Source organism: Mesorhizobium sp. NFR06 (assembly GCF_900115245.1).
Classification (GTDB): Bacteria; Pseudomonadota; Alphaproteobacteria; order Rhizobiales; family Rhizobiaceae; genus Mesorhizobium.
In genome coordinates this window covers 587,073-612,742 of record NZ_FOVT01000001.1, presented here as the reverse complement: position 1 = coordinate 612,742, position 25,670 = coordinate 587,073, and the positions used below count along the sequence as shown (strand labels likewise).

The 25,670-nt window shown below is 64.3% G+C and carries 24 protein-coding genes; 6 read left to right on the top strand and 18 right to left on the bottom strand.

The genetic code is table 11. The features are described 5' to 3' along the window. Nucleotides 1–3 precede the first annotated feature (3 nt). The 17 genes from metK to F3H96_RS02825 all read right to left on the bottom strand — a co-directional run bounded on the left by metK (nucleotide 4) and on the right by F3H96_RS02825 (nucleotide 16,461). Nucleotides 4–1,269: a methionine adenosyltransferase gene (gene metK / locus F3H96_RS02905; protein ID WP_149790416.1), complete on the bottom strand. Its 1,266-nt coding sequence runs from the start codon at nucleotides 1,267–1,269 to the stop codon at nucleotides 4–6. Between the two features lie 165 nt (nucleotides 1,270–1,434). Further along, nucleotides 1,435–1,857, bottom strand: a complete 423-nt coding sequence (locus tag F3H96_RS02900) for a helix-turn-helix transcriptional regulator (protein WP_095819313.1) — start codon at nucleotides 1,855–1,857, stop codon at nucleotides 1,435–1,437. Between the two features lie 140 nt (nucleotides 1,858–1,997). Beyond that, nucleotides 1,998–3,584: an apolipoprotein N-acyltransferase gene (gene lnt, locus F3H96_RS02895; protein WP_149790415.1), complete on the bottom strand. Its 1,587-nt coding sequence runs from the start codon at nucleotides 3,582–3,584 to the stop codon at nucleotides 1,998–2,000. A 22-nt stretch (nucleotides 3,585–3,606) separates the two neighbouring features. After that, nucleotides 3,607–4,152, bottom strand: coding sequence for a VOC family protein (locus tag F3H96_RS02890; protein ID WP_149790414.1), 546 nt, complete (start codon nucleotides 4,150–4,152; stop codon nucleotides 3,607–3,609). A 10-nt stretch (nucleotides 4,153–4,162) separates the two neighbouring features. Continuing rightward, entirely contained in the window at nucleotides 4,163–5,239 is a 1,077-nt protein-coding gene (locus F3H96_RS02885; RefSeq protein WP_149790413.1) for a hemolysin family protein, read from the bottom strand. A 27-nt stretch (nucleotides 5,240–5,266) separates the two neighbouring features. Then, nucleotides 5,267–5,764, bottom strand: coding sequence for an rRNA maturation RNase YbeY (ybeY, locus tag F3H96_RS02880; RefSeq protein WP_149790412.1), 498 nt, complete (start codon nucleotides 5,762–5,764; stop codon nucleotides 5,267–5,269). A gap of 9 nt (nucleotides 5,765–5,773) precedes the next feature. Then, a complete protein-coding gene (locus F3H96_RS02875) occupies nucleotides 5,774–6,766 on the bottom strand; it encodes a PhoH family protein (RefSeq protein WP_244619896.1) in 993 nt (330 codons plus the stop codon). Between the two features lie 83 nt (nucleotides 6,767–6,849). Then, nucleotides 6,850–8,259, bottom strand: a complete 1,410-nt coding sequence (gene miaB, locus F3H96_RS02870) for a tRNA (N6-isopentenyl adenosine(37)-C2)-methylthiotransferase MiaB (RefSeq protein ID WP_149790410.1) — start codon at nucleotides 8,257–8,259, stop codon at nucleotides 6,850–6,852. 62 nt (nucleotides 8,260–8,321) lie between these two features. Further along, nucleotides 8,322–9,122, bottom strand: coding sequence for a lysophospholipid acyltransferase family protein (locus F3H96_RS02865; RefSeq protein WP_149790409.1), 801 nt, complete (start codon nucleotides 9,120–9,122; stop codon nucleotides 8,322–8,324). Between the two features lie 25 nt (nucleotides 9,123–9,147). Beyond that, complete coding sequence (locus F3H96_RS02860) at nucleotides 9,148–9,642, bottom strand: N-acetyltransferase (protein ID WP_149790408.1); 495 nt, start codon at nucleotides 9,640–9,642, stop codon at nucleotides 9,148–9,150. Then, nucleotides 9,642–10,349, bottom strand: coding sequence for a tRNA (adenosine(37)-N6)-threonylcarbamoyltransferase complex dimerization subunit type 1 TsaB (tsaB, locus tag F3H96_RS02855; protein WP_149790407.1), 708 nt, complete (start codon nucleotides 10,347–10,349; stop codon nucleotides 9,642–9,644). The genes F3H96_RS02860 and tsaB overlap by 1 nt, the downstream gene beginning before the upstream one ends. A gap of 153 nt (nucleotides 10,350–10,502) precedes the next feature. After that, nucleotides 10,503–11,609 carry a DUF1513 domain-containing protein gene (locus tag F3H96_RS02850; protein WP_149790406.1) on the bottom strand — a complete coding sequence of 369 codons (1,107 nt, stop codon included), beginning with the start codon at nucleotides 11,607–11,609 and terminating at the stop codon, nucleotides 10,503–10,505. 4 nt (nucleotides 11,610–11,613) lie between these two features. Beyond that, a complete protein-coding gene (locus F3H96_RS02845; RefSeq protein ID WP_149790405.1) occupies nucleotides 11,614–12,687 on the bottom strand; it encodes an imelysin family protein in 1,074 nt (357 codons plus the stop codon). Then, nucleotides 12,687–14,288 (bottom strand): di-heme oxidoredictase family protein, encoded by a 1,602-nt coding sequence (locus F3H96_RS02840; RefSeq protein WP_149790404.1) that lies wholly within the window; start codon nucleotides 14,286–14,288, stop codon nucleotides 12,687–12,689. Before F3H96_RS02840 ends, F3H96_RS02845 begins: the two co-directional genes overlap by 1 nt. A 12-nt stretch (nucleotides 14,289–14,300) precedes the next feature. After that, complete coding sequence (bfr, locus tag F3H96_RS02835) at nucleotides 14,301–14,786, bottom strand: bacterioferritin (protein ID WP_149790403.1); 486 nt, start codon at nucleotides 14,784–14,786, stop codon at nucleotides 14,301–14,303. Continuing rightward, nucleotides 14,752–15,063 (bottom strand): (2Fe-2S)-binding protein, encoded by a 312-nt coding sequence (locus tag F3H96_RS02830; protein WP_149790402.1) that lies wholly within the window; start codon nucleotides 15,061–15,063, stop codon nucleotides 14,752–14,754. Before F3H96_RS02830 ends, bfr begins: the two co-directional genes overlap by 35 nt. 108 nt (nucleotides 15,064–15,171) lie before the next feature. Further along, the gene (locus F3H96_RS02825) at nucleotides 15,172–16,461 is read right to left on the bottom strand and encodes an imelysin family protein (protein ID WP_149790401.1); all 1,290 of its coding nucleotides are present in this window, start codon (nucleotides 16,459–16,461) and stop codon (nucleotides 15,172–15,174) included. A gap of 420 nt (nucleotides 16,462–16,881) precedes the next feature. Here F3H96_RS02825 and F3H96_RS02820 point away from each other — a divergent pair, with 420 nt between their 5' ends. The 3 genes from F3H96_RS02820 to F3H96_RS02810 all read left to right on the top strand — a co-directional run bounded on the left by F3H96_RS02820 (nucleotide 16,882) and on the right by F3H96_RS02810 (nucleotide 18,830). After that, on the top strand, nucleotides 16,882–18,135 hold the full coding sequence (locus tag F3H96_RS02820; RefSeq protein ID WP_149790400.1) for an FAD-dependent oxidoreductase: 1,254 nt from the start codon (nucleotides 16,882–16,884) through the stop codon (nucleotides 18,133–18,135). A 126-nt stretch (nucleotides 18,136–18,261) separates the two neighbouring features. Continuing rightward, nucleotides 18,262–18,519: a type II toxin-antitoxin system ParD family antitoxin gene (locus F3H96_RS02815; protein ID WP_149790399.1), complete on the top strand. Its 258-nt coding sequence runs from the start codon at nucleotides 18,262–18,264 to the stop codon at nucleotides 18,517–18,519. Further along, on the top strand, nucleotides 18,519–18,830 hold the full coding sequence (locus F3H96_RS02810; RefSeq protein WP_149790398.1) for a type II toxin-antitoxin system RelE/ParE family toxin: 312 nt from the start codon (nucleotides 18,519–18,521) through the stop codon (nucleotides 18,828–18,830). Before F3H96_RS02815 ends, F3H96_RS02810 begins: the two co-directional genes overlap by 1 nt. Before the next feature lie 23 nt (nucleotides 18,831–18,853). Here the strand turns inward: F3H96_RS02810 and F3H96_RS02805 are convergent, their stop codons facing one another. Continuing rightward, entirely contained in the window at nucleotides 18,854–20,131 is a 1,278-nt protein-coding gene (locus F3H96_RS02805) for a 4-aminobutyrate--2-oxoglutarate transaminase (RefSeq protein WP_149790397.1), read from the bottom strand. Nucleotides 20,132–20,458: 327 nt separating this feature from the next. Between F3H96_RS02805 and F3H96_RS02800 the strand changes: the two genes are divergently transcribed. The 3 genes from F3H96_RS02800 to F3H96_RS02790 are packed head-to-tail and all read left to right on the top strand — an operon-like array spanning nucleotide 20,459 to nucleotide 25,664. After that, nucleotides 20,459–21,490 (top strand): efflux RND transporter periplasmic adaptor subunit, encoded by a 1,032-nt coding sequence (locus F3H96_RS02800; RefSeq protein ID WP_244619879.1) that lies wholly within the window; start codon nucleotides 20,459–20,461, stop codon nucleotides 21,488–21,490. Then, entirely contained in the window at nucleotides 21,487–22,560 is a 1,074-nt protein-coding gene (locus F3H96_RS02795) for an efflux RND transporter periplasmic adaptor subunit (RefSeq protein ID WP_149790396.1), read from the top strand. The genes F3H96_RS02800 and F3H96_RS02795 overlap by 4 nt, the downstream gene beginning before the upstream one ends. Then, nucleotides 22,560–25,664, top strand: coding sequence for an efflux RND transporter permease subunit (locus tag F3H96_RS02790; protein WP_149790395.1), 3,105 nt, complete (start codon nucleotides 22,560–22,562; stop codon nucleotides 25,662–25,664). Before F3H96_RS02795 ends, F3H96_RS02790 begins: the two co-directional genes overlap by 1 nt. Nucleotides 25,665–25,670: the final 6 nt, after the last annotated feature.

Below are 25,670 nucleotides of genomic sequence, written 5' to 3'. Positions count from 1 at the left end.
GCGTCAGGCGGCGACGGCGTCCTTGAGCGCCTTGGCGAGATCGGTCTTCTCCCAGGAGAAGGATCCGTCGCGACCGGCCTTGCGGCCGAAATGGCCGTAGGACGAGGTTTTTGCATAGATCGGCTTGTTGAGGTCGAGATGACGACGGATCCCGGACGGCGACAGGTCCATCACCTTGCGCAGCGCTTCCTCGAGCTTCGACTCGTCCACCTTGCCGGTGCCGTGCAGGTCGACATAGACCGACAGCGGCTGGGCGACGCCGATGGCGTAGGAGAGCTGGATGGTGCAGCGATCGGCAAGCTTGGCCGCCACAACGTTCTTGGCGAGGTAGCGCGCCGCATAAGCGGCCGACCGGTCGACCTTGGTGGTGTCCTTGCCCGAGAAAGCGCCGCCGCCATGGGGTGCCGCGCCGCCATAGGTATCGACGATGATCTTGCGGCCGGTGAGACCGGCATCGCCGTCAGGCCCGCCGATGACGAACTTGCCGGTCGGGTTGATGTACCAGTTGCAGTCCTCGGCGATCTTCAAGTCGCCAAGCGCCTCGCGGATGTAGGGCTCGACGACTTTGCGGACCTTCTTGGAATCCCAACTTGCATCGAGATGCTGGGTGGACAGCACGATCTGCGTGACCTCCGCCGCCCGGCCATCGGCGTAGCGCACGGTGACCTGGCTCTTGGCGTCCGGGCCAAGCTTGCCGGCCTCGCCATTGCCTTCATGGCGCGCGGCGGCCAGCAGTTCGAGAATCTTGTGGCTGTAGTAGATCGGCGCCGGCATCAGGTCGGGCGTTTCGCGGCAGGCATAACCGAACATGATGCCCTGGTCGCCCGCACCTTCCTCGCCCTGGCGGTCGGCGGCATTGTCGACGCCCTGGCCGATGTCGGGCGACTGGCCGTGCAGCAGCACGTCGATCTTGGCGGTCTTCCAGTGGAAGCCGGACTGCTCGTAGCCGATCTCGCGGATTGCCTTGCGGGCAACCGACTTGAACTTGGTCGGGTTGACGACAGGATGGCCGGAGGCATCCATCAGGACGTTGCCCGCCTTGTCCTTCTTCAAAAGCGTATCGGGGACGCGGACCTCGCCGGCTATGACAACGCGGTTGGTGGTGGCCAGCGTTTCGCAGGCGACGCGGACCTTCCACGGATCCATGCCCGTCTTCTTGGCTTCGCGATAGACCAGATCGACGATCTCGTCGGAGATACGGTCACAGACCTTGTCGGGATGACCCTCAGAGACGGATTCCGAGGTGAAGAGATAGTTCTGCCGCGTCACGGGTGTCCCCTCTTGAAAAAAGATCGGCAAGCTGCCGATTTTGGCGCGCCACGTGTTAGCGGTGCCGGGCGCCGCTCGTCAAGCGGCGCGACGGATCTGGCATGAATGTAATGCAATGCCGGCTGTGCCACCGGCGGCATGAGCCGCCGGTGGCACGGGACAAAATCAGTCGGCGTCTTCGGCGGAGAGCGCCTTGACCAGATCGATGATCCTGCGGCGCACCTTGACGTCGCCGATCTTGACGAAAGCCCGGTTGAGTTGGAGCCCCTCCGGACTGCCGCAGAATTCGATGGCGAACGCCATCGAGGAGTCTTCGGCAAATCCCCGATTGCCGCCGCCGGTCTCCTCGCCCGGGGCATCCTCGAAGAAAAAGGCGACGGGAACGCTTAGGATGGAGGCGATCGCCTGCAGGCGGCTGGCGCCAACCCTGTTCGTGCCCTTTTCGTACTTCTGGATCTGCTGGAAGGTGATGCCGAGATTTTCACCCAGCTTTTCCTGGCTCATTCCAAGCATATTGCGACGCAGCCGGATGCGACTCCCAACATGGATATCAATCGGATTCGGCTTCTTCTTGTTCTCTTCTGTCATTTTTTCCTCGCCGAATTTTTCCGGCTTTTTCTATTTTGTTCCGCCCAAATGAAGCCGGAGCCACCTGCCCCAACAGAACCCTCCAACCGACTTCGAGAAAATTTTAGGCGTTACAGTATGAGTTTCTAATGTGCCGACTGTCAATTCACCCGTAGCCGCTGCCTTACATTCAGTGTGAAGGCTGCCAGGGCAAGCACCAACATGATCAGCAATCCGTTAATGCGCCGCTGATCGGCGGGGAGCAGAGCGTGGCCGGAAATCGGCACATGCGCGTCGATGGCGCCGCGCGCGTCGACGGCAAGCGCATCGACAATGCGCCCGCGCGAATCGACAATTGCCGAGACGCCATTGTTAGCCGCGCGCAACAGAGGCAATCCATTCTCCACCGCCCGAATCTGCGCCTGCCTGAAGTGCTGATACGGGCCTGGCGTGTCGCCGAACCAGGCATCGTTGGTGACGTTGACGATGAGATCGGCCGACCTTGCGTCAACGGCCACGAGATCTGGAAATATCACCTCGTAGCAGATGAACGGAGCGGCGCGCAGGCCGCCCGGCACGTTGATGGGATGCCGCTCGTTGCCGGCGGCGAAATTCATCGGTCCGGCAACGAGTTGGCCTATGCCGAAGCGTTCGAAGAGGTCGGCGAAGGGCAGATATTCGCCGAAGGGCACCAGATGCACCTTGTCGACGGCATCGACGATCTCGCCCTTGTCGTCGATCGCCACCACGGAATTGTAGTAGCGGCTGCCGGCACTCGCCGATCCGCCCTCCTCGCGCACGACACCGGCAATCAGCACCTGGCCGTCGGCCAGCATGTCGCCCAGCGCCGTCAGCGCGTCCGGACGCTCGGTGAACAGGAACGGCACCGACGTTTCCGGCCACAGAATGAGCTGCGGCTTGGCGCGGCCCTCTTCCGGCGCTTTCCCCGATATCCCCAGCAGCGTTGCGAAGATGCGATCGCGCACCGAGGCGTCCCACTTTTCGCTGAGATCGACCGCTGGCTGGACGATGCGAACGTCGATCGAGCGTGTGGCCGGCTCGGCCGGCGTAGCGAGCCTGAAATAGCCGAAGCCGACGTGAGCGGCGACAAGCACGATGAACAGGGCAATGCCCAGCCTCAGATGCCGGCGCGCGGCAACCAGCGCGGGCAGCGAGAAAAGGAAGACGGCGAGTGCGTTCATGCCGATCATGCCGATCACCGACGCGCTCTGCATCAGAAGCGGTATCGGCATCGCTGCATAGCCGACCGCGTTCCAGGGAAAGCCGGTGAAGAGAAAGTCGCGCAACCATTCGGCGAGACCGAACCCGAACGCAAGGGCCGCTATGCGGCCGATATCGCTGCTCCAGAGCAGGCGAGCCACGAGCGTGGCAAAGCCGTAGAAGAAGGCCAGCGCGAAGGGAATGCCGACGACGGCGAACGGCAAGGCCCAGGCGAAGCTGTCGGCCTCGACCAGCAATGCCTGGCCGATCCACCAGAGACCGGCGAGGAAATAGCCGAAGCCGAACCACCAGCCGGTGGCGAAAGCCGGCCTCAGGCGCCTGAGCCAGCCGTCGGAAGCCTCGCCGGTGGCGCCGTCGAGCAGCCAGACCAGGACGGGGAACGAAACGAAGCAGACGGCGAAGAAATCGTAAGGCGCCTGGGCAAGCACCGCCAGCGCTCCGGCGGCGAAAGCCACCAGCGCCCGCCGCCACCCCCACAGCAGAATTATCCGGCCGGCAAAGCGCATTCAGCTTCCCAAGTCGCGCGAATCAGGGAGCTAGAGGTTTAACAGGCTGCGCCGCCTGATCCAAACCCGGATCAGCGCAGCCTGATTCATGGTCGCGGCCTCCGTGCCAGCCCTCGATCCGCAAGCCGCTCAGCTGCTCGGCCTCGTCCTTGGGAACGACGCGCACGGTCCGGGTGAATGTCCAGATATGGCCTTCGGGGTCGCGGGCACGATATTGCCGCTCGCCGTAGAAATGATCCGTCGGTTCCTCAAGAATTTTCGCGCCCGCCATACGTGCCTTTTCGCAATGAGCGTCAAGGTCTTGCTGCAGGCGGACATAGACGCCTTGCGTGTTCTTGCCGCCGACGGAGGCTGGACTGGCGACATGGTCGGCCCATTCGGAATCGACGATGATATAGCCGTCGCCGAAGCGCATTTCGGCATGCACAAGCCGACCGTCGGCGTCGTTCACCAGCATGCTCGGCTCGAAGCCGAAGGCCGCCTGCAGCCAGGCCAAAGCCGCATGAGGATCTCGATAGAAGACGCCCGAACCCAGGACCGCATGCTTGAACGGATCGTCGATCGGCATGTCGCGAAATTCAGGCCTGTTCGGTGCGGGCGGCGCGACGGCGCTGCCGCTCGCCCTTCTGGCTCTGCACGATGCGTACGCGCTTGACACGGCGCGGATCGGCGTCGAGCACATGGAACTCGAAGCCGGGAATGGCCTGCACGACTTCGCCCCTGGCCGGGACGCGGCCAAGCGTGTTGAAGATCATGCCGCCGATGGTGTCGACATATTCGCCGTGTTCGCCGGCGGCGAAATCCTCGCCGATCATCTTGGCGACCTCGTCGATCTCGGCCTTGCCGTCGACGACGAACACGCCGTCGCCGGTCTGGGTGATCATCGGCTCATCGTCGTCATGCTCGTCCTCGATGTCGCCGACGACCATCTCGACAATATCTTCCAGCGAGGCGAGGCCGTCGGTGCCGCCATATTCGTCGATGACCAGCGCCATCTGCGTGCGCGTCGTCTGCATGCGACCCATCAAGTCGGAGGCAAGCATCGAGGGCGGCACGAACAGCACGGGCCGGATCAGGTTCAGATCGCCGATGGTGCGGGCGAGATCCACCCGCGCGAGATCGAGCGCGGTCGTCACCGGGGTCTTGCGGCTGGCGCGGCCCTTCTTGACGCGGGCGACCTTGGTGATGTGGGCAAGCACGTCGCGGATGTGGACCATGCCGCGCGGATCGTCGAGCGTCTCGGAATAGACCGGCATGCGCGAATGGCCGGATTGCTCGAAGAGGCCGAGCAGGTCGCCAAGCGTGGTGTTGATCTCGACCGCCTCGATGTCGGCGCGCGGCACCATGACGTCCTCGACCCGCACTTCGCGCAGGCGCAGGATGTTGTTGAGCATGGCGCGTTCGCCGGGCGAGAAGGCGCCGGCATCGCTCGCCGTTTCGGCAAGCGCGCCGGCGATCTCCTCGCGCAGGCTGGTGCCGTTACGATGCCGGAACAGGCCGAGCACGCGATCGAAGAGGGAAGGACCGGCATGCGTCGGCTCCGCGGCCGCGCTGCCGGTCGGAATACTCGGACTGGAGCCCTCTTCCGTCTTTTCGGAAGACTTGGCAGCACTGCCGGCGTCCGGACGGGCGGCAGTTTCTGGTGTGTCGTTCATCGCCATCGGGTCAATTAAGCTTTTTTGTTACGCGTAGGGATCGGGAATGGCAAGCCTCGCAAGCGCCGCGCGCTCGATCGCTTCCATCTCCTCGGCCTCGGCGTCAGTCTCGTGATCATAGCCCAAGAGATGCAAGAGGCCATGGACAACGAGATGGGTAATATGGTTCGCAATCAGCTTGTCTTCCAGTGCCGCCTCGCGCGCCACCGTCTCGGAAGCCAGCACGATATCGCCCAGCATCGGCGGCAGCTTGCCGCCTTTCGCGAACGAAAAAGCCGGGAAAGACAAGACGTTGGTAGGCTTGTCCTTGCCCCGCCATTCGGCGTTGAGCGTCTGGATATGGGCATCGTCGGAAAAGACGATGCTGAGCTCCGAGGCGCCGCTCGCGCCGGTTTCGGCAAAGGCGGCAGCGACCGCCTGCTCGACCAGGCGCGTCAGTTCGTCCTCTGTGGGCCAGTCGCCGGCCTCGACGAAAATATCGATGTCGACCGGCGGTGCACCGCTGGATTCCGGATTTTCAGCCATGGGCCTCGATCAGCTCTCGGCGCCGAGACCCCTGGCGAACTTGCCGTCGCGGTCATAGGCCTTGACAATCTCGGCGACCAGCGGATGGCGCACCACGTCGCCCTCGTTGAAGCGGACCGTGACGATGCCTGGGACGCCGTCGAGGATGCGCAGCGCCTCGACCAGGCCCGATTTGGTGTTGGGCGGCAGGTCGATCTGGGTCGGATCACCGGTGACGATCATGCGCGAGTTCTCGCCGAGACGGGTCAGGAACATCTTCATCTGCATCGGCGTGGTGTTCTGCGCCTCGTCGAGGATGACCGCTGCGTGCGCCAGCGTGCGGCCGCGCATGAAGGCCAAGGGCGCGATCTCGATGACCTCGGCGGCGATCGCGCGCTCGACCTTGTCGGCCGGCATCATGTCGTAGAGCGCGTCGTAAAGCGGCCGCAGATAAGGGTCGACCTTTTCCTTCATATCGCCCGGCAGGAAGCCGAGCCGCTCACCGGCCTCGACGGCGGGGCGCGACAGCACGATGCGCTCGACCATGCCGCGTTCGAGCAGCATGGCCGCATGCGCCACCGCCAGATAGGTCTTGCCGGTGCCGGCCGGACCGATCCCGAACACCATCTCGGAGCGCTCCAGCGCACGCATATAGGCGTCCTGGTTGAGCGAGCGGGCATAGATCGTCTTCTTGCGCGTCGCGATCTGGGCGGCCGAGACCTTGCCCTTGCGCTCCATGGTCGGCAGCGTCAGTTGGTCGTCGGCGGCGATCGCCATGCGCACGGCGCCATCGACGTCGGACTGGCCGATATCGACGCCCTTCTGGAGAATGCCGTAGAGAGTGTCGAGCGCACGACGAGCCTGTTCGGCGGCCACAGCCGTGCCTTTGATCGCGAGCTGGTTGCCGCGCGAGCGGATGTCGACGCCGAGCTTCTGCTCGAGCCGGGCCAGGTTCTCGTCGAACTGGCCGTAAAGGGCGCTGGCAAGCTTGTTGTTGTCGAATGTCAGTACGATGTGCGCCATGTCGGAAGCCCCGGACGCCTGGTTCTGGGGCGGATTCTTCAGCTCAGCAGCGCTCAACCGTCTCTCCTCATCTGCCGAGGCCGTCAGGCCAGTTCGGCGAACAGGCTATTGTAGCCCGTCCTTGTGATTCGTACGTCGATAATGTCACCGATTCCACCGGCCTTGTCGTCAACAATCACCGGCTGCAGCCACGGCGAACGGCCGACTTTCTGACCGGGGCGGCGGCCGGGCTTCTCAATCAGCGTGCTGATCTTACGCCCGACCAGGCTGGCGATGAAATTCTGCTGCTGTTGGTTGATCAGCGCCTGCAGGCGCTGCAGCCGCTCGTCCTTCACAGCCTCGGCGAGGTGGCCGTCCATCTCGGCGCCCGGAGTGCCGGGGCGCGGCGAATATTTGAACGAAAAGCAGGCGGCGTAGTTCACCGCGCGCACCAGCCGGAGCGTCGCCTCGAAATCCTCGTCCGTTTCGCCGGGGAAGCCGACGATGAAGTCGCCGGACATGGCGATATCGGCGCGGGCGGCGCGGATACGCTCGATGAGCGCCAGATAGTCGCGCGCCGTATGGCGGCGGTTCATCGCCTTCAAAATCCGGTCGGAGCCGGACTGCACGGGCAGATGCAAATACGGCATCAGCGCCGGCAGGTCGCGATGTGCGGCGATCAATTCATCGTCCATGTCGCGCGGATGGCTGGTGGTGTAGCGCAGCCGCGCCAGGCCCGGAATTTCCGCCAGGCGGAACAGCAGGCGGCCGAGGCCCCATTCCTGGCCATTTTCGCCCACGCCGTGCCAGGCATTGACGTTCTGGCCGAGCAGCGTCACCTCGCGCACGCCGGCGTCAGCCAGGCGCTCGGCCTCGGCGACGATCTGCGCCACCGGCCGCGAGACCTCGGAGCCGCGCGTGTAAGGCACCACGCAGAAGGTGCAGAACTTGTCGCAGCCCTCCTGCACCGTCAGGAAGGCGGTGACGCCGCGCCTGGCAAGCTCGGCGCGCTTCGGCTGCGGCAGATGCTCGAACTTGTCCTCGATGGCGTATTCGGTCTCGACGATCTTTTCGCCGCCACGAACCCTCGCCAGCACCTCGGGCAGCCGGTGATAGGTCTGCGGGCCGATGACCAGGTCGACGGCGGGCGCCCGGCGGATGATCTCGGCGCCTTCGGCCTGCGCCACGCAGCCGGCGACGCCGATCAGCAATTCTCGACCGGCCCCGGCGCGTTCGGCCTTCATGTCGCGGATGCGGCCAAGCTCCGAATAGACCTTCTCCGCCGCCTTTTCGCGGATATGGCAGGTGTTCAGCAGCACCAGATCGGCGTCTTCGACGGCGTCGGTGGCGACATAGCCGTCGGCAGCCAGCGCATCGGTCATGCGCTGGGAATCATAGACGTTCATCTGGCAGCCATAGGTCTTGACGAAGACCTTTTTCGCCGCCCTGGCACTGCTGGCCGACTGCTCGGTCACCGTGCCGATGTCGTGGCTTTCAATCGCGTTCAATTCCATCGGGCGGCTTCTAACGCCTTTCCGTGACAAAAAACAGACGATTCTGGTCGATTGCGAGTGAACTACCGGCTGGGCGCCGGGCTCGCGAGCGCGGCCTGCATCATCTCGCGCACCTTGGCTTCCATCAGCCTGGCCGTTTCCTTGCGGCTCGAGCCCTTTGAGAAAGCCACCGGTTCACCGAAATGCACCTCGGCGTCGAGCGCGCCTTCGGCAAGCAGGATTTTCAGGTGCGGCGTCAGATCCTGGTCGCCGATCCAGGCGGAAATGGGCCGGTGTCGGCGGCCCATCGGCACGCCGTGCAGCCGTGTGTAGGCGATCGCCACGGGCTGGATGAAGACCTGGTCCGCCGCGCCTTCCGAGATCGCCATCGAGGCTGCGCCGAACAATGTGCTCTTGAACGGCAGCACGAGGTTGCCGTCGCCGGTCGAGCCTTCCGCGAACAGCACCATGGCGTCGCCCTTGGCCATGCGCCTGGCGATCTCGCTTGCCTGGTCGCCGGAGGTGCGCTTGCGCTCGCGCTCGATGAAGACGGTGCGCTGCAGCTTGGACAGCATGCCGATCAGCGGCCAGCCTTCCATATCGGCCCTGGCGATGAATTTCACATCGACAAAGGAGCCGAGCACCATGATGTCGGTCCAGGAAATGTGGTTGGCCGCCACCAGCAGAGGACGTTGCCTGGCCAAGGAGCCCTTGACATGCACCCGCATGCCCAGCGCCCTCAGGATCATGCCGTGCCAGATTTTCAGGATGAAGGTTTCGGGCCACAGCCCTGTCTTGATCGACAGGATCTGCAAAGGCACCAGCACCAGGGAACAGACGACGACATAGCCGAGCGCCAGGAAAATCCGCAATTTCTTGATCATTCGCTCGGGCCCCAACGGACTGTGGCTAGCGAAGATCGCGGCGCATGACAAGCGCGCCGGTCGGACCGTGTTCGGTCGAGCGATAATAGTTCGGCCGATGACCGACCTGGCGGAAGCCAAGCCTGCGGTAGAGCCCGATCGCCGGCGCATTGGTCTCGTCGACCTCGAGGAAGAGCGCCTCGGCACGCTGCGCATGAAGCTCGCGCAGCACCGCGTCCATCAATTGCCAGCCAAGGCCCTGGCGGCGGTGCGCGCGGGCGACGGCCACGGTGAGGATTTCGCCCTCGCCGGCTGCAAGCCGCGCCAGGACGAAGCCGACCGGCGGCTTGGCGCCCTGGCCGGTTTCCCGCGCCGCATAGCCGAACACGGTGTCCTGTTCGAGCAGCGCCGCGAACTCGCCATCGGTCCAGGGCCGGACGAAATCCTCGCGATGCAGCACCGACATGGCGGCGCTGTCGGCAACCGTCAGCGGTTCCAGCGCATAGTCCCTGCGGCGCGGCTGAAAGAACGGTATGCGCATCAGGAGTCTTTTCCCTTCGGGTCCTTGGGATCATGGCCCTGTCTTGGAAGAACGAAACCCGCCTGCGGCTTGGCATCGGCGCCGCGCAGATAGAGCGGCTTCGGCTTCTCGCCCGGCTGCCTGGTCGAGGCCAGCCTGGCATAGGTCGCAATGTCGGAGGTGGCAGCAACCGGACCGATGTCGAAGGCCCGTCCGGCTGCCGAGGCAATCCGCGGCGCCGCGGTCCCGACGAGGACCGCTTCGGCGCCGATGGCCATGGCCGTCGCCTCGGAAAGCGTGGTTACGGCAGGCCCGTAAGTCTCAGCTAACGCTGCGTCATAGAGCGCCGCGTGGATTTCCTCGCGACCGGCGTCGAGCGCTGCAAGCACCGCGTGCCCGGGAAAGGCTTTCGCGCCTTCCGCCGCCAACGCTTCCAGCGTCGTCACGCCGATTGCCGGGATCTTCAGCGCCAGCGCCAGGCCGCGCGCGGTCGAGACGCCGACGCGCAGGCCGGTGAAGGAGCCGGGTCCGATCGAAACGGCCACGGCATCGAGGTCGTGATAGCCGATCCCGCCGACTTGCAGGACGGTCTCGATGACGGCCATCAGATGCTCGGCGTGCCCCTTGCCGAGATCGCGCACCGCGCGGCCAAGCTCCTTTTGCGCGCCTGCGTCATAGACGCAAGCGGCACAAAGGTTGGCGGCGCAGTCAACGGCAAGCACCTTCATAGGGGCAGCTTCATGCGGGCAGCTTCATACGGGCGGTTAAAGAACTGGATCGAAACACAATTCCCTCTGCCCGGCATGGCCCGGCACCGCAAGGGCCAGGGCCGAGAAATGTTAAGCGGCTTTGCTTTGCCTGCAACGGCAGAACCCTGTTTGTCAGGCCGAGGCCGGGATGCGCAGCATGTGGTTGTCCCAGACATAGTCCGGCTCGGAACGGACCGCGCCGGCGCTACCGACGATCTCGCCGGCGCCGGTCGTCGCCATGAAGCCGGCGCCGTCCGGCGCGAGGCCGCAGACCTCGACCAGCGACCTGGTCGCGACCACGCGTCCGCTGATGGCGTCGAGAACGGCCAGCGAATTGCCCTCCGGCGAAGTGACGGCGACCGTACCCGTCGCGGCATTGGCAGCGACCGAGCCGATATAGTTGCGCAAGGCGGAGAGCACATCCAGCGGCATCTCCAGCAGCTCCAGCTCCTTGCCGCGCGCGGCGCGGCCAACCAGCGCCGGGCGATCGGTCGGCGGTCCGCGATACTGACAGCCGAACCAGACGGTGCCCGCCCGGTCGCGATCCATGTGGCGGATCGAGAGCTGATGCAGCGCCGGCGGCAATTCGTGCTTTTCGACCAGGTCGCCGGTGATGCGGTCGACCAGCGTATAAGACGGCTTCATCGTCGCGATGTTGAGTTCGGCACGGCCATAGTCCGGATGGGTTTCAATGCCGCCATTGGCAATGGCGAGCGTTCGGCCGTCGCCGAGCAGGAGCAGCTCATGAGGGCCGATGCCGTAGGTCGGGAACTCGCCGACCCGGCTGAAATTCGACCTCGCATCATAGATGCCGACGACGCCGGCTGCGTTGTCGAAGTCGTTTTCGGTAGCATAGAGCAAGGCGCCATCGGGCGAGAACACGCCATGGCCGAAGAAATGCCGGCCGGCGATGCTGGCGATGGTCAATGGCTCGTCGCGGCCGGCATTGTCGAAGACGACCGCGAAGGTGCCGGGCTGCCGGGCGAAGACGACCGAGCGTTTCGACACCGGATCGAAGGTGACGTCATGGCCACGATCGGGCAGTCCGACCGTGTGCAGGATCCTGCCGGCTTCGGAGAGTACGGCGGCGCCGAAGCTGCCGTCGCGCTTGACGAAGGCCGTGGCAAACACCGCGTCCGCCGCCAGCGTGTCGGCCCATGCCCGCGGCGCCATGACGGCGGCGAAGCCCGCTCCAGCGGCCCGCAGGAAATCGCGGCGATCGATGAGGGCGGTCCTCAAGGCATCAATCCCCATCGAGCGACGAAAAGCCGGCGGTCAGGCCAAACTCGGCGGTCATTCTGGTGCCGATCAGGGTGGACAGGCTGGACGTTATCTGCGCGAAGTGCTCGAGCCTGTCGCGCAGCGCCGGGTCGGCGAGCGCCCTGTCGATCGGGCCGCTGACGGATTTCGCGGCCGCCACGCCGTTGGTGAGCTGGATGTGGATGGACTCGGCCATCCATCGCGCGTCGGCGGGCAGCGCGTCGCCGAGCTTCGATGCCTGGAACAACAGGTCGACGCCCGACAGGTTTCCGGCCAGCGAAGCCGTCGTGTTCTGCGAGCGCCAGTAGATCGCCTGCTTCGGTTTGTCGGCATCGGGCTTGGCGCCGAGAAAGCCCTTGAGCCGCACGTCGCGGATCATTTCCAGCTCGTTGATGAAAACGCCGACGAGCTCCGCCACCGCTTCCGTGCCGTCGCGGTAGAGCGGGTTCTTTGCGCCCGGATTGGCCCAGAGCGACGCAAATCCATCAGGATTTTGCCAGGCATCGCGCACCTCGCCGGCAATCGCCTCGATGTTGCCGGCGACCGCCGCGCCATAAGCGCAGCGATACGGATCGTCTTTTCGAGCCAGCGTTTCGGCGCCATCGCCGTAGAGCACGTATTCGAGCGCGCCGAGACCTTGCATGGCGACGCTCTTTTGCGCCAGTTGCGCCGGATCAGTGGCGGAGGGATCCTTCGCGGCAAGTGTCGACTGCACCTGGCGCAGGCCAATGCTCTTGCGGTCCGGCCAATAGAGCATGCGCTCCAGCCGGTTGTTTTGCTTGATCGGTCCGAAGGCGATGATCTCGGCCACCGACCAGGCCTCGACCGTGCCTGAAAACGCCGAGCGCGCCGCTTCGAGATTTGGCTCGGACGGCGTCTCGCAAAGCTGATGCATCGCCCTGGTGAGACCCGCCGCATGCTGGTCGAGGCTGGCATAGGCCGGGCGGACGAAACCGTCGATCGCGCGACCGATGACATCGGAGGCCTTGACCGCAGCCGACGCCGGCAGGGCGGCAGCCAAAAGAAGCGGAAGGAAAAGGGCCAGGCGTTTCGGCATCAGAGCGACTCCAGGAATTTGATCAGCGCCTCGCGATCGGCCGCGGCGGCGCCGGCAAAGCGGTCGCGCGCCTTTTGGCCCTCGCCGCCATGCCAAAGGATCGCCTCGGCAAGCGTGCGGGCGCGGCCGTCGTGCAGATAGAAGCTGTTGCCGTTGACTGTCGCGGTGAGCCCAATACCCCAGAGCGGCGGGGTGCGCCATTCGCTGCCGCTCGCCTCGCCCACCCGCTGCCCGTCGGCGAGGCCCTCGCCCATGTCGTGCAGCAGGAAGTCGGAATAGGGCCAGATCAGCTGGAAGGCCTGCGCCTTGTCGGGCGTGCCGCGCAGGGTGACGAATTTCGGCGTGTGGCAGGAAATGCAGCCCATTTCGTAGAACTGCTTCTTGCCGGCAAGCACCTCGGGTCTGGCGAGATCGCGCCGCGCCGGCACGGCCAGGTTCTGCGAATAGAAGGTGACCAGGTCCATCACCGGCGGCGGCGCCTCAGCCGTGCCGAGACGCAGTTGCACGCCGTTCGGCATGGCGAGGCAATCCTTCTGCGCTTCCGTGCAATCGCCCCAATGCTTCGGCATCTCCGGCGTCGAGATACCAATATCGCCGGCAAAGGCGTCGGCCGCCTGCTGGCGGATCGACGCGGTCTGCGCCTTCCAGCCGAAGCGGCCCAAGATCACCTCGCCGCTCGACGCATCGCGCACGATGTTGGGTCTGCCCGAAACGCCATCGCCGTCGCGGTCGTCCGGATCGGCGCGGGCGAGAATATCGGCAGGCGCAATCTGCTCGATCAGGCCGAGCCCGATCATCGGCGGCGTCAGGCGCGGCGAGAGCGTGGTGCGTGGATCGAGCGGACCGTAGCGTGGACTTTCCACCGAATAGTTCGGCTTGCGCAGCCAAACGACACTGCCGTCTACGAGTGTCACCTTTTGCTCCTGGTATTCGACGAGCACCCGGCCTTCGCCCTTGAGACCAGGAACGGCTAGATCCTGCAGTTGCGCGCCATAGACCGGATCGGGAAAGTTCAGCGCCTCGTTGCCGGCGAGAGCGGCCTTTTCCTCTGCGCTGCTGGCGTCGCGCGCGAGCCGCAGAAACATCGACATCGAGCCGGCGTTGCCTTCCGGCGGGCGGCCGCGGCCGTCCTTCAGATGGCAGTTCTGGCAGGCGCGCTCATTGAACAGTGGACCAAGCCCATCCGAGGCCTGGGTCGAAGACGGCGACGACACCCAGTTCTTGCGGAAAAGCGCATTGCCGAGCTTGAAGCTGCCCTCTTCCTCGAAGGTGATGTTGGCGGAGGATTGCGAAAAGGCATCGCGGTTGACGTCCTTGCGCGAGGTGCCGGCGCCGCCCTGCATCAACTCGAACGGCTCGGGTTTGGTGAAATCGGTCGTTGGCTTGGTGACGGCCAGAACCCGCGCCTGATCCTTCGGCGTCAAATCGGTCCGGCTGGTCGACAGACCGGCCGGGTCGCCAGCCATGGCGGAAGCAGAAAGCGTGAATGCCACAAAGAGCGACGCACCGCGACAAATCCGGTATCGCGGGATCTTCTGAAGCGACGGGCCGTCAATTCCGGCCCGCCACGAGCGGCGCGAAAAATCTACGGGGCGCCGCATTCAGGCATGTCCTTACTCCGCCTCATCGGCCGAGTCGGCGTTGAGCTGGCCGTACTTTTCCTCGCCGATCGAGGCCAGCAGGTCGAGCTGCGTTTCCAGGAAGTCGATATGGCCCTCCTCGTCCGCAAGCAGATCCTCGAACAGCTTCATCGAGACGAAATCGCCTGCATCGTGACAGATCTCGCGCGAGTGCTTGTAGGCGGTGCGCGCGTCATATTCGCCGGCCAGATCGGATTCGAGCACTTCCTTGACGTTCTGGCCGATGCGCAGCGGCGCGACGGACTGCAGGTTCGGATGGCCTTCGAGGAAGATGATGCGCGCGATCAGCCTGTCGGCGTGATGCATTTCCTCGATCGATTCCGCCCGCTCCTTCTTTGCCAGCTTGGTGTAGCCCCAGTCCTCGAGCAGACGATAATGCACCCAGTACTGGTTGACGGCTCCAAGCTCCAGAAACAGAGCTTCGTTAAGCCGCTCGATGATCTGCGGTTCGCCTTTCATGGGTCCTGCTCCCGTATTGGACGCGTAGGCCTCGCACGCGATCCAGGTGTGAAACGATGTCCACGTTCCCCGCCGCTGAGCGGGCGTGGTAGTTCTCGGTGACCCGAATGATCGTTTCCACCACATTTGGGAAACAGCCGCAACAGCGGCCGCGCTTGCGCATGGCATGATAGACCTTCGCCGGCACGATCAACTGCCAGGGATCTTCATCCAGCAGGCCGACGATCGTCTGCTCAATCTCCTTCTCGGTAATGATGTTGCAATGGCAGATCAGCATTTGCTTGCCTTGGCTGACGGCGCCGGCCCGGCGCCGTTTGGCTGTTCCTTAGTCGGGCATGATCTTGTCCAAAAACCGGCTTCCACTTTTTGGGATCATGCCCCGGTCTTACTTGAACACCTTGTCCGGCGCGTCGAGGCTGTCGGATCCCTCGAAGGCGATCTGGTTCAGCTTGAGTGAGCCGACGGCGCGCTCGATCGACTTGGTCTGGTCGATCAGCGCGTCGATCGCCGCCTGCACGGTGGCGTTGCCTTCGGTGTTGCCTTCGGCAATCTGCTGGTCGTAGGCCTCGCCGGCAAGCGCGCGCGCCTTGATGGCCTCCATCCTGGCGACAGTGGTGTCGAGCTTGCCGGACAGTTCCTTGTCGATCGCGGGATCGGCGGCCTTGACCATGTCGGAGACCGACGGACCCGAAACCGTGGAACCGTCGAAGCGCTTGTAGTTGGCGTGATAGGCGTCGCGAATGCCGACGGCGTCATTGAGATGCGAGTTATAGGTGTTGTCGGAGAAGCAGTCATGCTCCTCCTCGGGATCGTGCAGCAAAAGACCGAGCTTCATGCGTTCGCCGGCCAGTTCGCCATAAGAGAGCGAGCCCATGCCGGTGAAGATGGTGGAGATGCCGGCGTTCGGCTCACCCTCGATGAGGTTCTTGCGCGCGGCGCCGTCTTCCTTCCAGTTGTCGACCATCTCCTGCAGGTCGGACACCAGAAGGTCGCTTGCCGACTTCAGATAGTCCGCGCGACGGTCGCAATTGCCATTGCTGCAGTTCTTGAGGTCGTAATCCGTATAGGGCCGCTCGCCAGCGCCCGGCCCGGTGCCGTGCAGGTCCTGGCCCCAGAGCAGGAATTCGATGGCGTGATAGCCGGTCGCGACATTGGCTTCGACGCCGCCGGCCTCCTGCAGCGTGCCGGACAGGAATTCCGGCGTCAGCTTCGAGGCGTCGACCTTCTTGCCGTTGATCTCGATCTCTTTGTTGGCGATGACGTTGGCCGCATAGAGCGCGTTCTCGTCCGACTCGGTGCCGTAGCTCTTGGCGACATAGTCGATCAGGCCTTCATCCAGCGGCCACGAATTCACCTTGCCTTCCCAGTCGTCGACGATCTTGTTGCCGAAGCGGTAGACCTCGGTCTGCTGGTAAGGAATGCGCGCCGCTTTCCAGGCTTCGCGGGCAGCGTTCAACGTGTCGGCCGAGGGGCTGGCGATGAGCGCATCGACCGCCTTGTCCAGCGCCTGCGCGGTGGTCAGCGAATCCTCGTATTTGGCCAGCGCGATGTCGGCATAGGTCTTGATCACCGCCTTCGCGTCGGTCTCGGCTTTCGCCGGCAACACGAACACCGCCGCCGTCAGTGCAGCCGTGGCGCAGATCGCAGCCAGCCTGCCGCCATTACGTGCCGTCATTATCTTTCTCCAGTTCCTTGGAAATTCAACAAAGGGCGCGTGCGTCCACCCGCGCCGAGGCATGAGCATGCCGGGAAAAATGGTGGCCGCGTCGATGCGCGGTTCGCGATAAAAAGACACCCTCTTGCCTCCAATCGAAAGGGTTCAAGGCCCAAACATCAAAGGGATGCGCTTTGCGCGCAGCTCTCCATAAAGCGATGGAGCGGCCGTGAGTCAACTAGTGCGGCGGAAAAAATCAATTGAAACAACAGTTTAGAATTATTCTAAACTAGAAATATCAACTTTAAAGCCGAGAGTTCGCCGACGGCGCGATTGACAGACAGCCATCCTGGGTGCGACCCGATGCGCGGCTCTTGCGGCGGCGGCAGACAATCGCCACCTGGCGGAAGATCCTAGATTCGAAGACAAAAAAGGACTGCGATGAAGAGCGGAGTGGTCATTGTCGGTGCGGGTCATGCCGGCGTGCAGGCGGCTGCGAGCCTGCGCGAGGAAGGCTATGACGGACCGGTCATCCTGATCGGCGACGAGAAGGAACTGCCCTACCACAAGCCGCCGCTGTCCAAGACCTTCATCAAGGATGCCGAGGCCAAGCCCCAGCCCTTGCGCGGCGAGGCCTTCTACACCGGCAACAATATCGACTATCGTCCAGGCGCGCGCATCGAGGGCATCGATGCCGGCGCGCGCACGCTCGACGTGGCGGGCGGCGGTAAACTTGCCTTCGACCGGCTGATCCTCGCGACCGGCTCGCGGCCGCGTCTGCTCAAGCTGGACGGCACCGGCCTCGCCGGCGTGGTTTCGCTGCGCTCGCTGGCCGACGCGCGGGTGATTCGTGAGCTCAGCGCGCAAAGCGAGGACGTGGTCATTCTCGGCGGCGGCTTTATCGGCCTCGAGATCGCGGCGACACTGAGGGCCGCCGGGCGCAACGTCACCGTCGTCGAGGCGCTCGACCGGCTGCTCGGCCGCGCCGTTGCGCCGGTGATCGCCGCGCATGTGCGCCAGCGCCTGGAGGCAATCGGCGTGCGCATCCTGACCGGCACCACCATCGCCCGCCTGGAGGGCGAAGGCGGCTGCGTGGCGGCCGCGATTACATCGGGCGGCGAGCGCCTGCCGACGCAAATGGTGGTCGTCGGCATCGGCGTGGTGCCCAATGTCGAACTGGCGGAAGCCGCCGGCCTGGCCACCGGTAACGGCATCCGCGTCGACCAGCATATGCAGAGCTCTGTTCCCGAAATCCTCGCCGTCGGCGATGCCGCGTCCTACCGGCACTGGTTCACCGGCGGCGACGTGCGGCTGGAATCGGTGCAGAACGCCACCGACCAGGCGCGGCTTGCGGCGCGCACCATCCTTGGCCATGCCGAACCCTTCTCGGCGGTGCCGTGGTTCTGGTCGGATATCGGCGACATGAAGCTGCAGATGGTGGGGCTGACGCAGGGCGGCGATAGCCATGTCGTGCTGGGCGAGCCGGCCGAGAACAAGTTCTCGATCTATCACTATGCCGGCAACCGGCTGCTCGGCATCGAATCCGTCAACCGCCCGGCCGACCACATGCTCGGCCGCAAGATGTTGGGCGCCGGCTTCTCGCCGACGCCGCAGGCGGTTGCGGGCGGTCCGGATGCGCTGAAGGCGGCACTTGCGGCATTCAGTCAGGACGAACCGGCCAGGGCGACGGGCTGATTGTTCAATCCAACATGATGATAACAGCGCTCGGGAGTGCGAAAAGACGCACCCACCAAGCTTGGCAAAAGGCTATCGCCGACTTATCATAAATTGATAATTTCGGATAAAGCGAAAGATTGTTCCATGCCTGCAAGCTACAGCATCGGCTCCCGCTACGAGGCATTCGTGCGCCAGCTTGTCGAGAGTGGTCGCTATGCCAGCGCAAGCGAAGTTGTGCGCGATAGCCTGCGCCTGCTGGAGGAACGCGAAGAGCACCGACAGGCGAAGCTTACTGCACTGCGTGAAGACATCCGCAAGGGTGTAGAGAGCGGACCAGCTATAACAGCCGACGACGTTTTTGACAGGCTGGAGAAAAGATACGCGGCTGAAAGCCGTAAATAATGGCTCTCAGTTTCGCGCCTGCCGCCGTGCAGGACATTGAAGAGATTGGCGATTACATCCAGGCTGAAAATCCCGCGGCCGCTCGCCGCTTGATAGCGGCACTTCGAGTGCGATGCGACAGCATCCTGGATGCACCACGTGGTGGCGCTCCCCGTTCCGAACTCTGGCGCGGTCTGCGCTCCGTGGCGTTCCAGAGATATGTCATCTTTTATACCGTCGAGGGCGACGACGTGCGTGTTGAACGCATCTTGCACGGCTCACGCGACATCCAGGGCATTTTCGATGAAGGGAAAATGCCCAAGGATAGTTGAAGCCGACACTCCGGCCATTTTGATTAAGTCGGGCGCGTCTCGCGGATCGAGGTCTCCAGTATATCCAGCGCCTCGGTCATGACGCCGTCCTGGATGGTGATCGGCGACAGGAAGCGGATGACGTTGCCGTAGACGCCGCAGGTGAGCAGGATGAGACCCTTGTCCAACGCCTTCAGCCTGACGGCATTGGCGAATTCGGCCGAGGGCAGGCCTTTCTTCACGTCGTTGAACTCGACGGCGTTCATGAAACCAGGGCCGCGGATGTCGACGATCTCCGGCACGTCGTCGCGGAGCGATTCCAGCCGCTGCTTCAGCCGGCTGCCCAGCGCGTTGGCGCGGTCGCAGAGTTTTTCCTCCTCGATGACGTCGAGCACGGCGTGCGCGGCGGCGACGCCGATCGGGCTGCCGCCATAAGTGCCGCCGAGCCCGCCGGGGGCGGGCGCGTCCATGATCTCGGCCCGGCCGGTGACGGCCGACAGCGGGAAACCGCCGGCAAGGCTCTTGGCCATGGTGGTGAGATCGGGCGCCACCTCATGATGGTCCATGGCGAACATCTTGCCGGTGCGGGCAAAGCCGGTCTGCACCTCGTCGGCGACGAGCAGGATGCCGTGCTGGTCGCAGATCTTGCGCAGCGCGGCCATGAAATCGCGCGGCGCCTCGTAGAAGCCGCCCTCTCCCTGCACCGGCTCGACGATGATGGCTGCAACGCGGCCCGGATCGACATCGGCCTTGAACAATTTGTCGAGCGCGGCGAGCGAATCCGCGACCGAAACGCCATGCAGCGCGACCGGGAACGGTGCATGGAAGACATCGGCCGGCATGGCGCCGAAGCCGACCTTGTAGGGCACGACCTTGCCGGTCAGCGCCATGCCCATGAAGGTGCGGCCGTGGAAGCCGCCGGAAAAGGCAATGACCGCCTGGCGGCCGGTGGCGTTGCGGGCGATCTTGATGGCGTTCTCGACCGCCTCCGCGCCGGTGGTGACGAAGACCGTCTTCTTGTCGAACTTGCCGGGCAGCATGCCGTTCAGACGTTCGGCCAGTCGCACGTAGCTCTCATAGGGCACGACCTGGTGGCAGGTGTGGGTGAAGCGGTCGAGTTGCGCCTTGACCGCCTCGATCACCTTCGGATGGCGGTGGCCGGTGTTGACCACGGCGATGCCGGACGAGAAGTCGATGTAGCGGCGACCCTCGACGTCCCAGATTTCCGAATTCTCGGCGCGATCGGCATAGATCTGCGTCGTCATGCCGACGCCGCGCGAGATCGACTGGTTCTTGCGTTCGGAAATCGCTGAATTCTTCATCTCGTCCCTCATCGGCCAGGCGCCCGTTCCGTTTTGATGTTGTCAAAGCCTCTTCTGACCTTATTTCAGGTTTTCCTCAAGTCGGCACATTGGTTCAGTCGATTGGGCCTGCCCCGGCAACGCGTGCCGCAGAAACAGTTTCCTTTTCCCGCCGTTCGATTAATCTCGATTCATCCGCGACGTGCCGCCGTCAGGAGCGGCTCCCAAGGGTTGAGGGGAACCATGAGCAGGAACGCGACACCGTCCGCCTTGCCGTCTTTACCGCCCCGCCTTCTCTTTCGTTCAAAAACCCTGTTGTTGCTGGCCTGCGCTGGCGCGGCGTTCTCAGTGGCCAGCTGCCAGAAACAGCAGGCGGCGGAAAAGAAGCTGCCGGTGGTAGTGACCACTCAAACGGTCGCCCTGGCCGACTACGCGCCGCGGACCTCGCTGACCGGCGTGATCGCGTCCCGCACGCTCACCAATCTGTCGTTCCGCGTCGGCGGCCGCGTCGCCGAACGGCTGGTCGATGTCGGCCAGCATGTCGACCATGGCACGGTGCTCGCACGCATCGATCCGCAAGAACAAGAATCGGATTTGCGATCGGCGCAGGCAGATCTCGACGCGGCGCAGGCTCAGTTGACCCAGGCCGCGGCCACCTACCAACGGCAAAAGACGCTGCTTTCGCAGGGTTTCACGACGAGGCGGGAATTCGACACCGCCAACCAGACGCTGAAAGTGGCGCAGGGCAGCGTCGAAGCGGCGCAAAGCGTTTTGGCCAACGCCAAGGAAAACCTTTCCTACACAGAGCTCAAGGCGGGCGCCGCCGGTGTCATCACCGCACGCCAGGTCGAGGCAGGACAGGTGGTGCAGGCGGCGCAGACCGTGTTCACCATCGCCGAGGACGGCGACCGCGACGCGGTCTTCAACGTGCATGAAACGCTGGTTGCCCGGACACCACCTTCCCCGGCAGTGACGATCACGCTGCTTTCCGACCCGCAGGTCAAGGCAACCGGCAAAGTCCGCGAGATCTCGCCTGCGGTCGATACCACATCAGGATCGATCCGGGTCAAGGTCGGCATTCCCGACACGCCGGCCGGCATGCCGCTCGGCGCCGCCGTGATCGGCACGGTCAGCGCCAAGTCGGTCAAAGCCATCCTGTTGCCCTGGCAGGCGCTCACTTCCGCCGCCGGCAAGCCATCGGTCTGGATCGTCGACCCGGCGAGCAAGGCGGTGACGACGGCGCCGGTCGAGGTGCTGGCCTTCGATTCCGGCGTTGTCGTCGTCGACAAGGGTTTGCAGGAAGGCCAGAGCGTCGTCACCGCCGGCGTGCAATTGCTCAGTCCCGGACAGACGATCGAGGTAGCGGGAGCGACGCGATGAACCGGTTGCCGCGCATCGCTCCCGTGCTCATCCTTGCAGCGCTTGCCGGCTGCTCGCGCTCGGAAGACAAGCCGCCGGAGGTAATCCGGCCGGTTCTGTCGGTGGTGATCGAACCGAAGACCGTGGAAACCTTCGGCTTTGCCGGTTCGGTCGAGCCGCAATACAGCGCCGACCTTGCCTTCCGCCTGCTCGGCCGCGTCGTCTCGCGCGACGTCAAGGTCGGCGACCTCGTCACCAAGGGCACGACGATCGCCGCCCTCGATCCGACGGCGCTGGAGCTTGCCGTCCAGGCATCGAAAGCGGATTTGTCGAACGCGCAGGCGCAGTTCACCAATGCCGCCGCCAGCGAGGATCGCCAGCGCCAATTGCTTGCATCGGCCGACACCTCGCAGGCCACCTTCGATGCCGCGCAACAGGCGAGGCAGGCGGCGCAGGCCGGGGTCGAGCGCGCTTACGCCGCGTTGGCCAAGTCGCAGGAACAGCTCGGCTACGCCCGGCTGTTCTCCGATTTCGATGGCGTCGTCACCGCTACCGGCGCCGAAGTCGGCCAGACGGTTTCCGCAGGGCAGACGGTCATCACCGTCGCCCGCACCGACCCGCGCGAGGCAGTCGTCGACATTCCCGATCAGCTTACCGGCGATCTTACCGTCGGCACGCCGTTCGAGATCATCCTGCAATCGCTGCCGACCATCAAGACCGACGCCAGACTGCGCGAGGTCGCGCCGCAATCAGAAGGCTCCACCCGCACCCGCCGCGTGCGGCTGACATTGGTCAATCCGCCGGCGGCGTTCCGGCTGGGCTCGACGATCACAGCGACGCGCATGACCAAGGTTACGCCGACGATCGAACTGCCGATGTCGGCGCTGCTCGAAAAGAACGGCTCTCAAAAAGTGTGGATCGTCGACCCGCAATCCTCAAGCGTGCGCTCGCGCGAGATCAAGATCGCCTCCAAGAGTGGCGGCAGCTTCACGGTGGCCGAAGGACTAGAGGCCGGCATGCGCGTCGTCACGGCCGGCGTCCACAGCCTGAGCGAAGGCCAAAAGGTGAAAATACCGGAGGGTGGGGTCTGATGAGGGGCTTCAATCTCTCCGACTGGGCGCTCAGCCACCGTTCGCTGGTCTGGTATTTCATGCTGGTCTTCGTGGTGGCCGGCATCTTCTCCTATCTCAATCTCGGCCGCGAGGAAGACCCTGCCTTCACCATCAAGACCATGATCATCCAGGCCAACTGGCCCGGCGGCTCGGTCAAGGAGACGGTGGAGCAGGTGACCGACCGCATCGAAAAGAAGCTTGAGGAGCTCGACAGCCTCGACTACACGAAATCCGTCACCACCGCCGGCCAGACCGTCGTCTTCGTCAACCTGAAGGACACCACCAAGGCGCGCGACGTCGTGCCGAACTGGCTTCAGGTGCGCAACATGGTCAACGACATCAAGGCGCAGTTCCCGCAAGGTGTGCAGGGACCGTTCTTCAACGACCGTTTTGGCGATGTCTTCGGCAATATCTACGCCTTCACCGCCGACGGGCTGACGCCGCGCCAGCTGCGCGACTATGTCGAGGATGTCAGGACGAAAATCCTGACCGTGCCGAACGCCGGCAAAGTCGATCTCGTCGGCGCGCAGGACGAGGCGATCTATCTCGAATTCTCGACCCGCCAGATCGCGGCGCTCGGCCTCAACCAGCAGCAAATCGTGGCCAGCCTGCAGGCGCAGAACGCGATCACGCCGTCGGGCGTGATCCAGTCCGGCCCGGAGCGGATCAGCGTGCGCGTCGGCGGCCAGTTCACCTCCGAGGAAAGCCTGCGCGCCATCAATCTGCGCGTCAACGACCGCTTCTTCCGGCTGAGCGACGTGGCGACGATCAGACGCGGCTATGCCGATCCGCCGACGGCTTTGTTTCGTTTCAACGGCCAGGACGCGATCGCCCTCGCCATCGGCATGAAGCCCAACGCCAATCTGCTCAAGTTCGGCGAGGCGCTGCACGAGGAAATGGAAAAGGTGCTGGCCGACCTGCCCGTCGGCGTCGGCGTGCATCTGGTGGCGGATCAGCCGGTCATCGTCGAGGAAGCGGTCTCTGGCTTCACACGCGCGCTGTTCGAGGCCGTGGCGATCGTGCTCGCCGTTTCCTTCATCAGCCTCGGCCTGCGCGCCGGCTTCGTCGTCGCGCTGTCGATCCCGCTGGTACTGGCCATCACCTTCACGGTGATGGCCTATCTCGGCATCTCGCTGCAGCGCATTTCGCTCGGCGCGCTGATCATCGCGCTCGGCCTTCTGGTCGACGATGCGATGATCGCGGTCGAGATGATGGTGGCGCGACTGGAGGTCGGCGACAACCTCCGCAAGGCCGCGACCTATGTCTACACCTCGACCGCCTTTCCGATGCTGACCGGCACTTTGGTGACGGTCGCCGGCTTCATTCCGATCGGCCTCAACTCGAGCGCGGCCGGCGAATACACCTTCACGCTGTTCGTCGTCATTGCCGTGTCGCTTGTGGTGTCGTGGATCGTGGCGGTGCTGTTTGCACCGCTGCTCGGCGTCACCATCCTGCCGGCGACGATGAAGGAGAAGCATCACGACCAGCCCGGACGCTTCACCTCGCTGTTCCGGCGCGTGCTTGTGTTGTCCGTTCGCCGCCACTGGCTGACGATCATCGCGACGGTGCTTCTGTTTGCGGCCTCGATCGCCGGCTTCGGCCTGGTCCAACAGCAGTTCTTCCCGCCTTCCGACCGGCCGGAGCTGATCGTCGACTGGAACCTGCCGCAAAATTCCTCGATCGCCGAGACGCGCGACCAGATGGAGCGCTTCGAACAGCGGGCGCTGGTCGGCAATCCCGACATCGATCATTTCAGTTCGTATATCGGCCAGGGCGCGGTGCGCTTCGTGCTCGCCTATGACGTGCAGCCGGCCAATCCCTATTTCGGCCAGACGGTGATCGTCACCAAGAGCATCGAGGCGCGCAACCGGGTGAAGCCGGCGCTGGAAAAGCTGCTGCGCGAGGAATTCGTCGGCACCGACGCCTTCGTCAAGCCGCTCGAGCTCGGGCCCCCGGTCGGGCGTCCGGTGCAGTACCGCGTCGGCGGCCCCGACATCCAGACCGTGCGCGAGCTGGCGCAGCAATTCGCCGGCTTGATTTCGGCCAATTCGAAGCTGGCAGCGCCAACCTTCGACTGGAATGAGCCGCAGCGCGTGCTGAGGGTGGACGTGCTGCAGGACAAGGCGCGCCAGCTCGGCATTACGTCCTCCGACATTGCAAGCACGCTGAACAGCACGGTGGGCGGCTCAACGATCACGCAGGTGCGTGATGCTACATACCTCATCAATGTCGTGGCGCGCTCGCGCGAGGCCGAACGCGGCTCGATCGAGACGCTGCAGAACATGCAGCTGCCGACCAGCAATGGCGAAGCGATCCCGCTCGCCGCGGTCGCCAACTTCCGTTACGACCTCGAACAGCCGACCGTATGGCGGCGTAACCGCACGCCGACGATCACCGTGCGCGCCGGGTTGGTCGGCGACGTGCTGCCGGCAACCGTCGTCAACGAGCTGAAACCGTCGGTCGATGCCTTCATCGCCAAGCTGCCGCCGGGCTATTCGATCGAGACGGCGGGGTCTGTCGAGGAAAGCGCCAAGAGCCAGGGGCCGATCGCGGCCGTGGTGCCCTTGATGCTGTTCATCATGGCGACCATCCTGATGGTGCAGTTGCAGAGCTTCCAGCGCCTGTTCCTGGTGGTGGCGGTGGCGCCGCTCGGCCTGATCGGCGTGGTGGCGGCCCTGGTGCCGAGCGGCGCGCCGCTCGGCTTCGTCGCCATCCTCGGCGTGCTGGCGCTGATCGGCATCCTGATCCGCAACTCGGTCATCCTGATCGTGCAGATCGAGGATCTGGTCGCCGAAGGCAAGGATGGCTGGGCGGCGGTGATCGAAGCGACCGAGCACCGGATGCGGCCGATCGCGCTGACGGCGGCGGCGGCCAGCCTGGCGCTGATACCGATCGCGCGCGAAGTATTCTGGGGGCCGATGGCCTATGCGATGATGGGCGGCATCATCGCCGGCACGGCGATCACGCTGCTGTTCCTGCCGGCGCTTTATGTGACGTGGTTCAGGGTCAAGGAGCCGCCGAAGCGGAGAGTGGAGGACGTGCAGACGGAAGCAATGCCGGAGGGTCAAGCGGCGGCAACGTGATCTCCG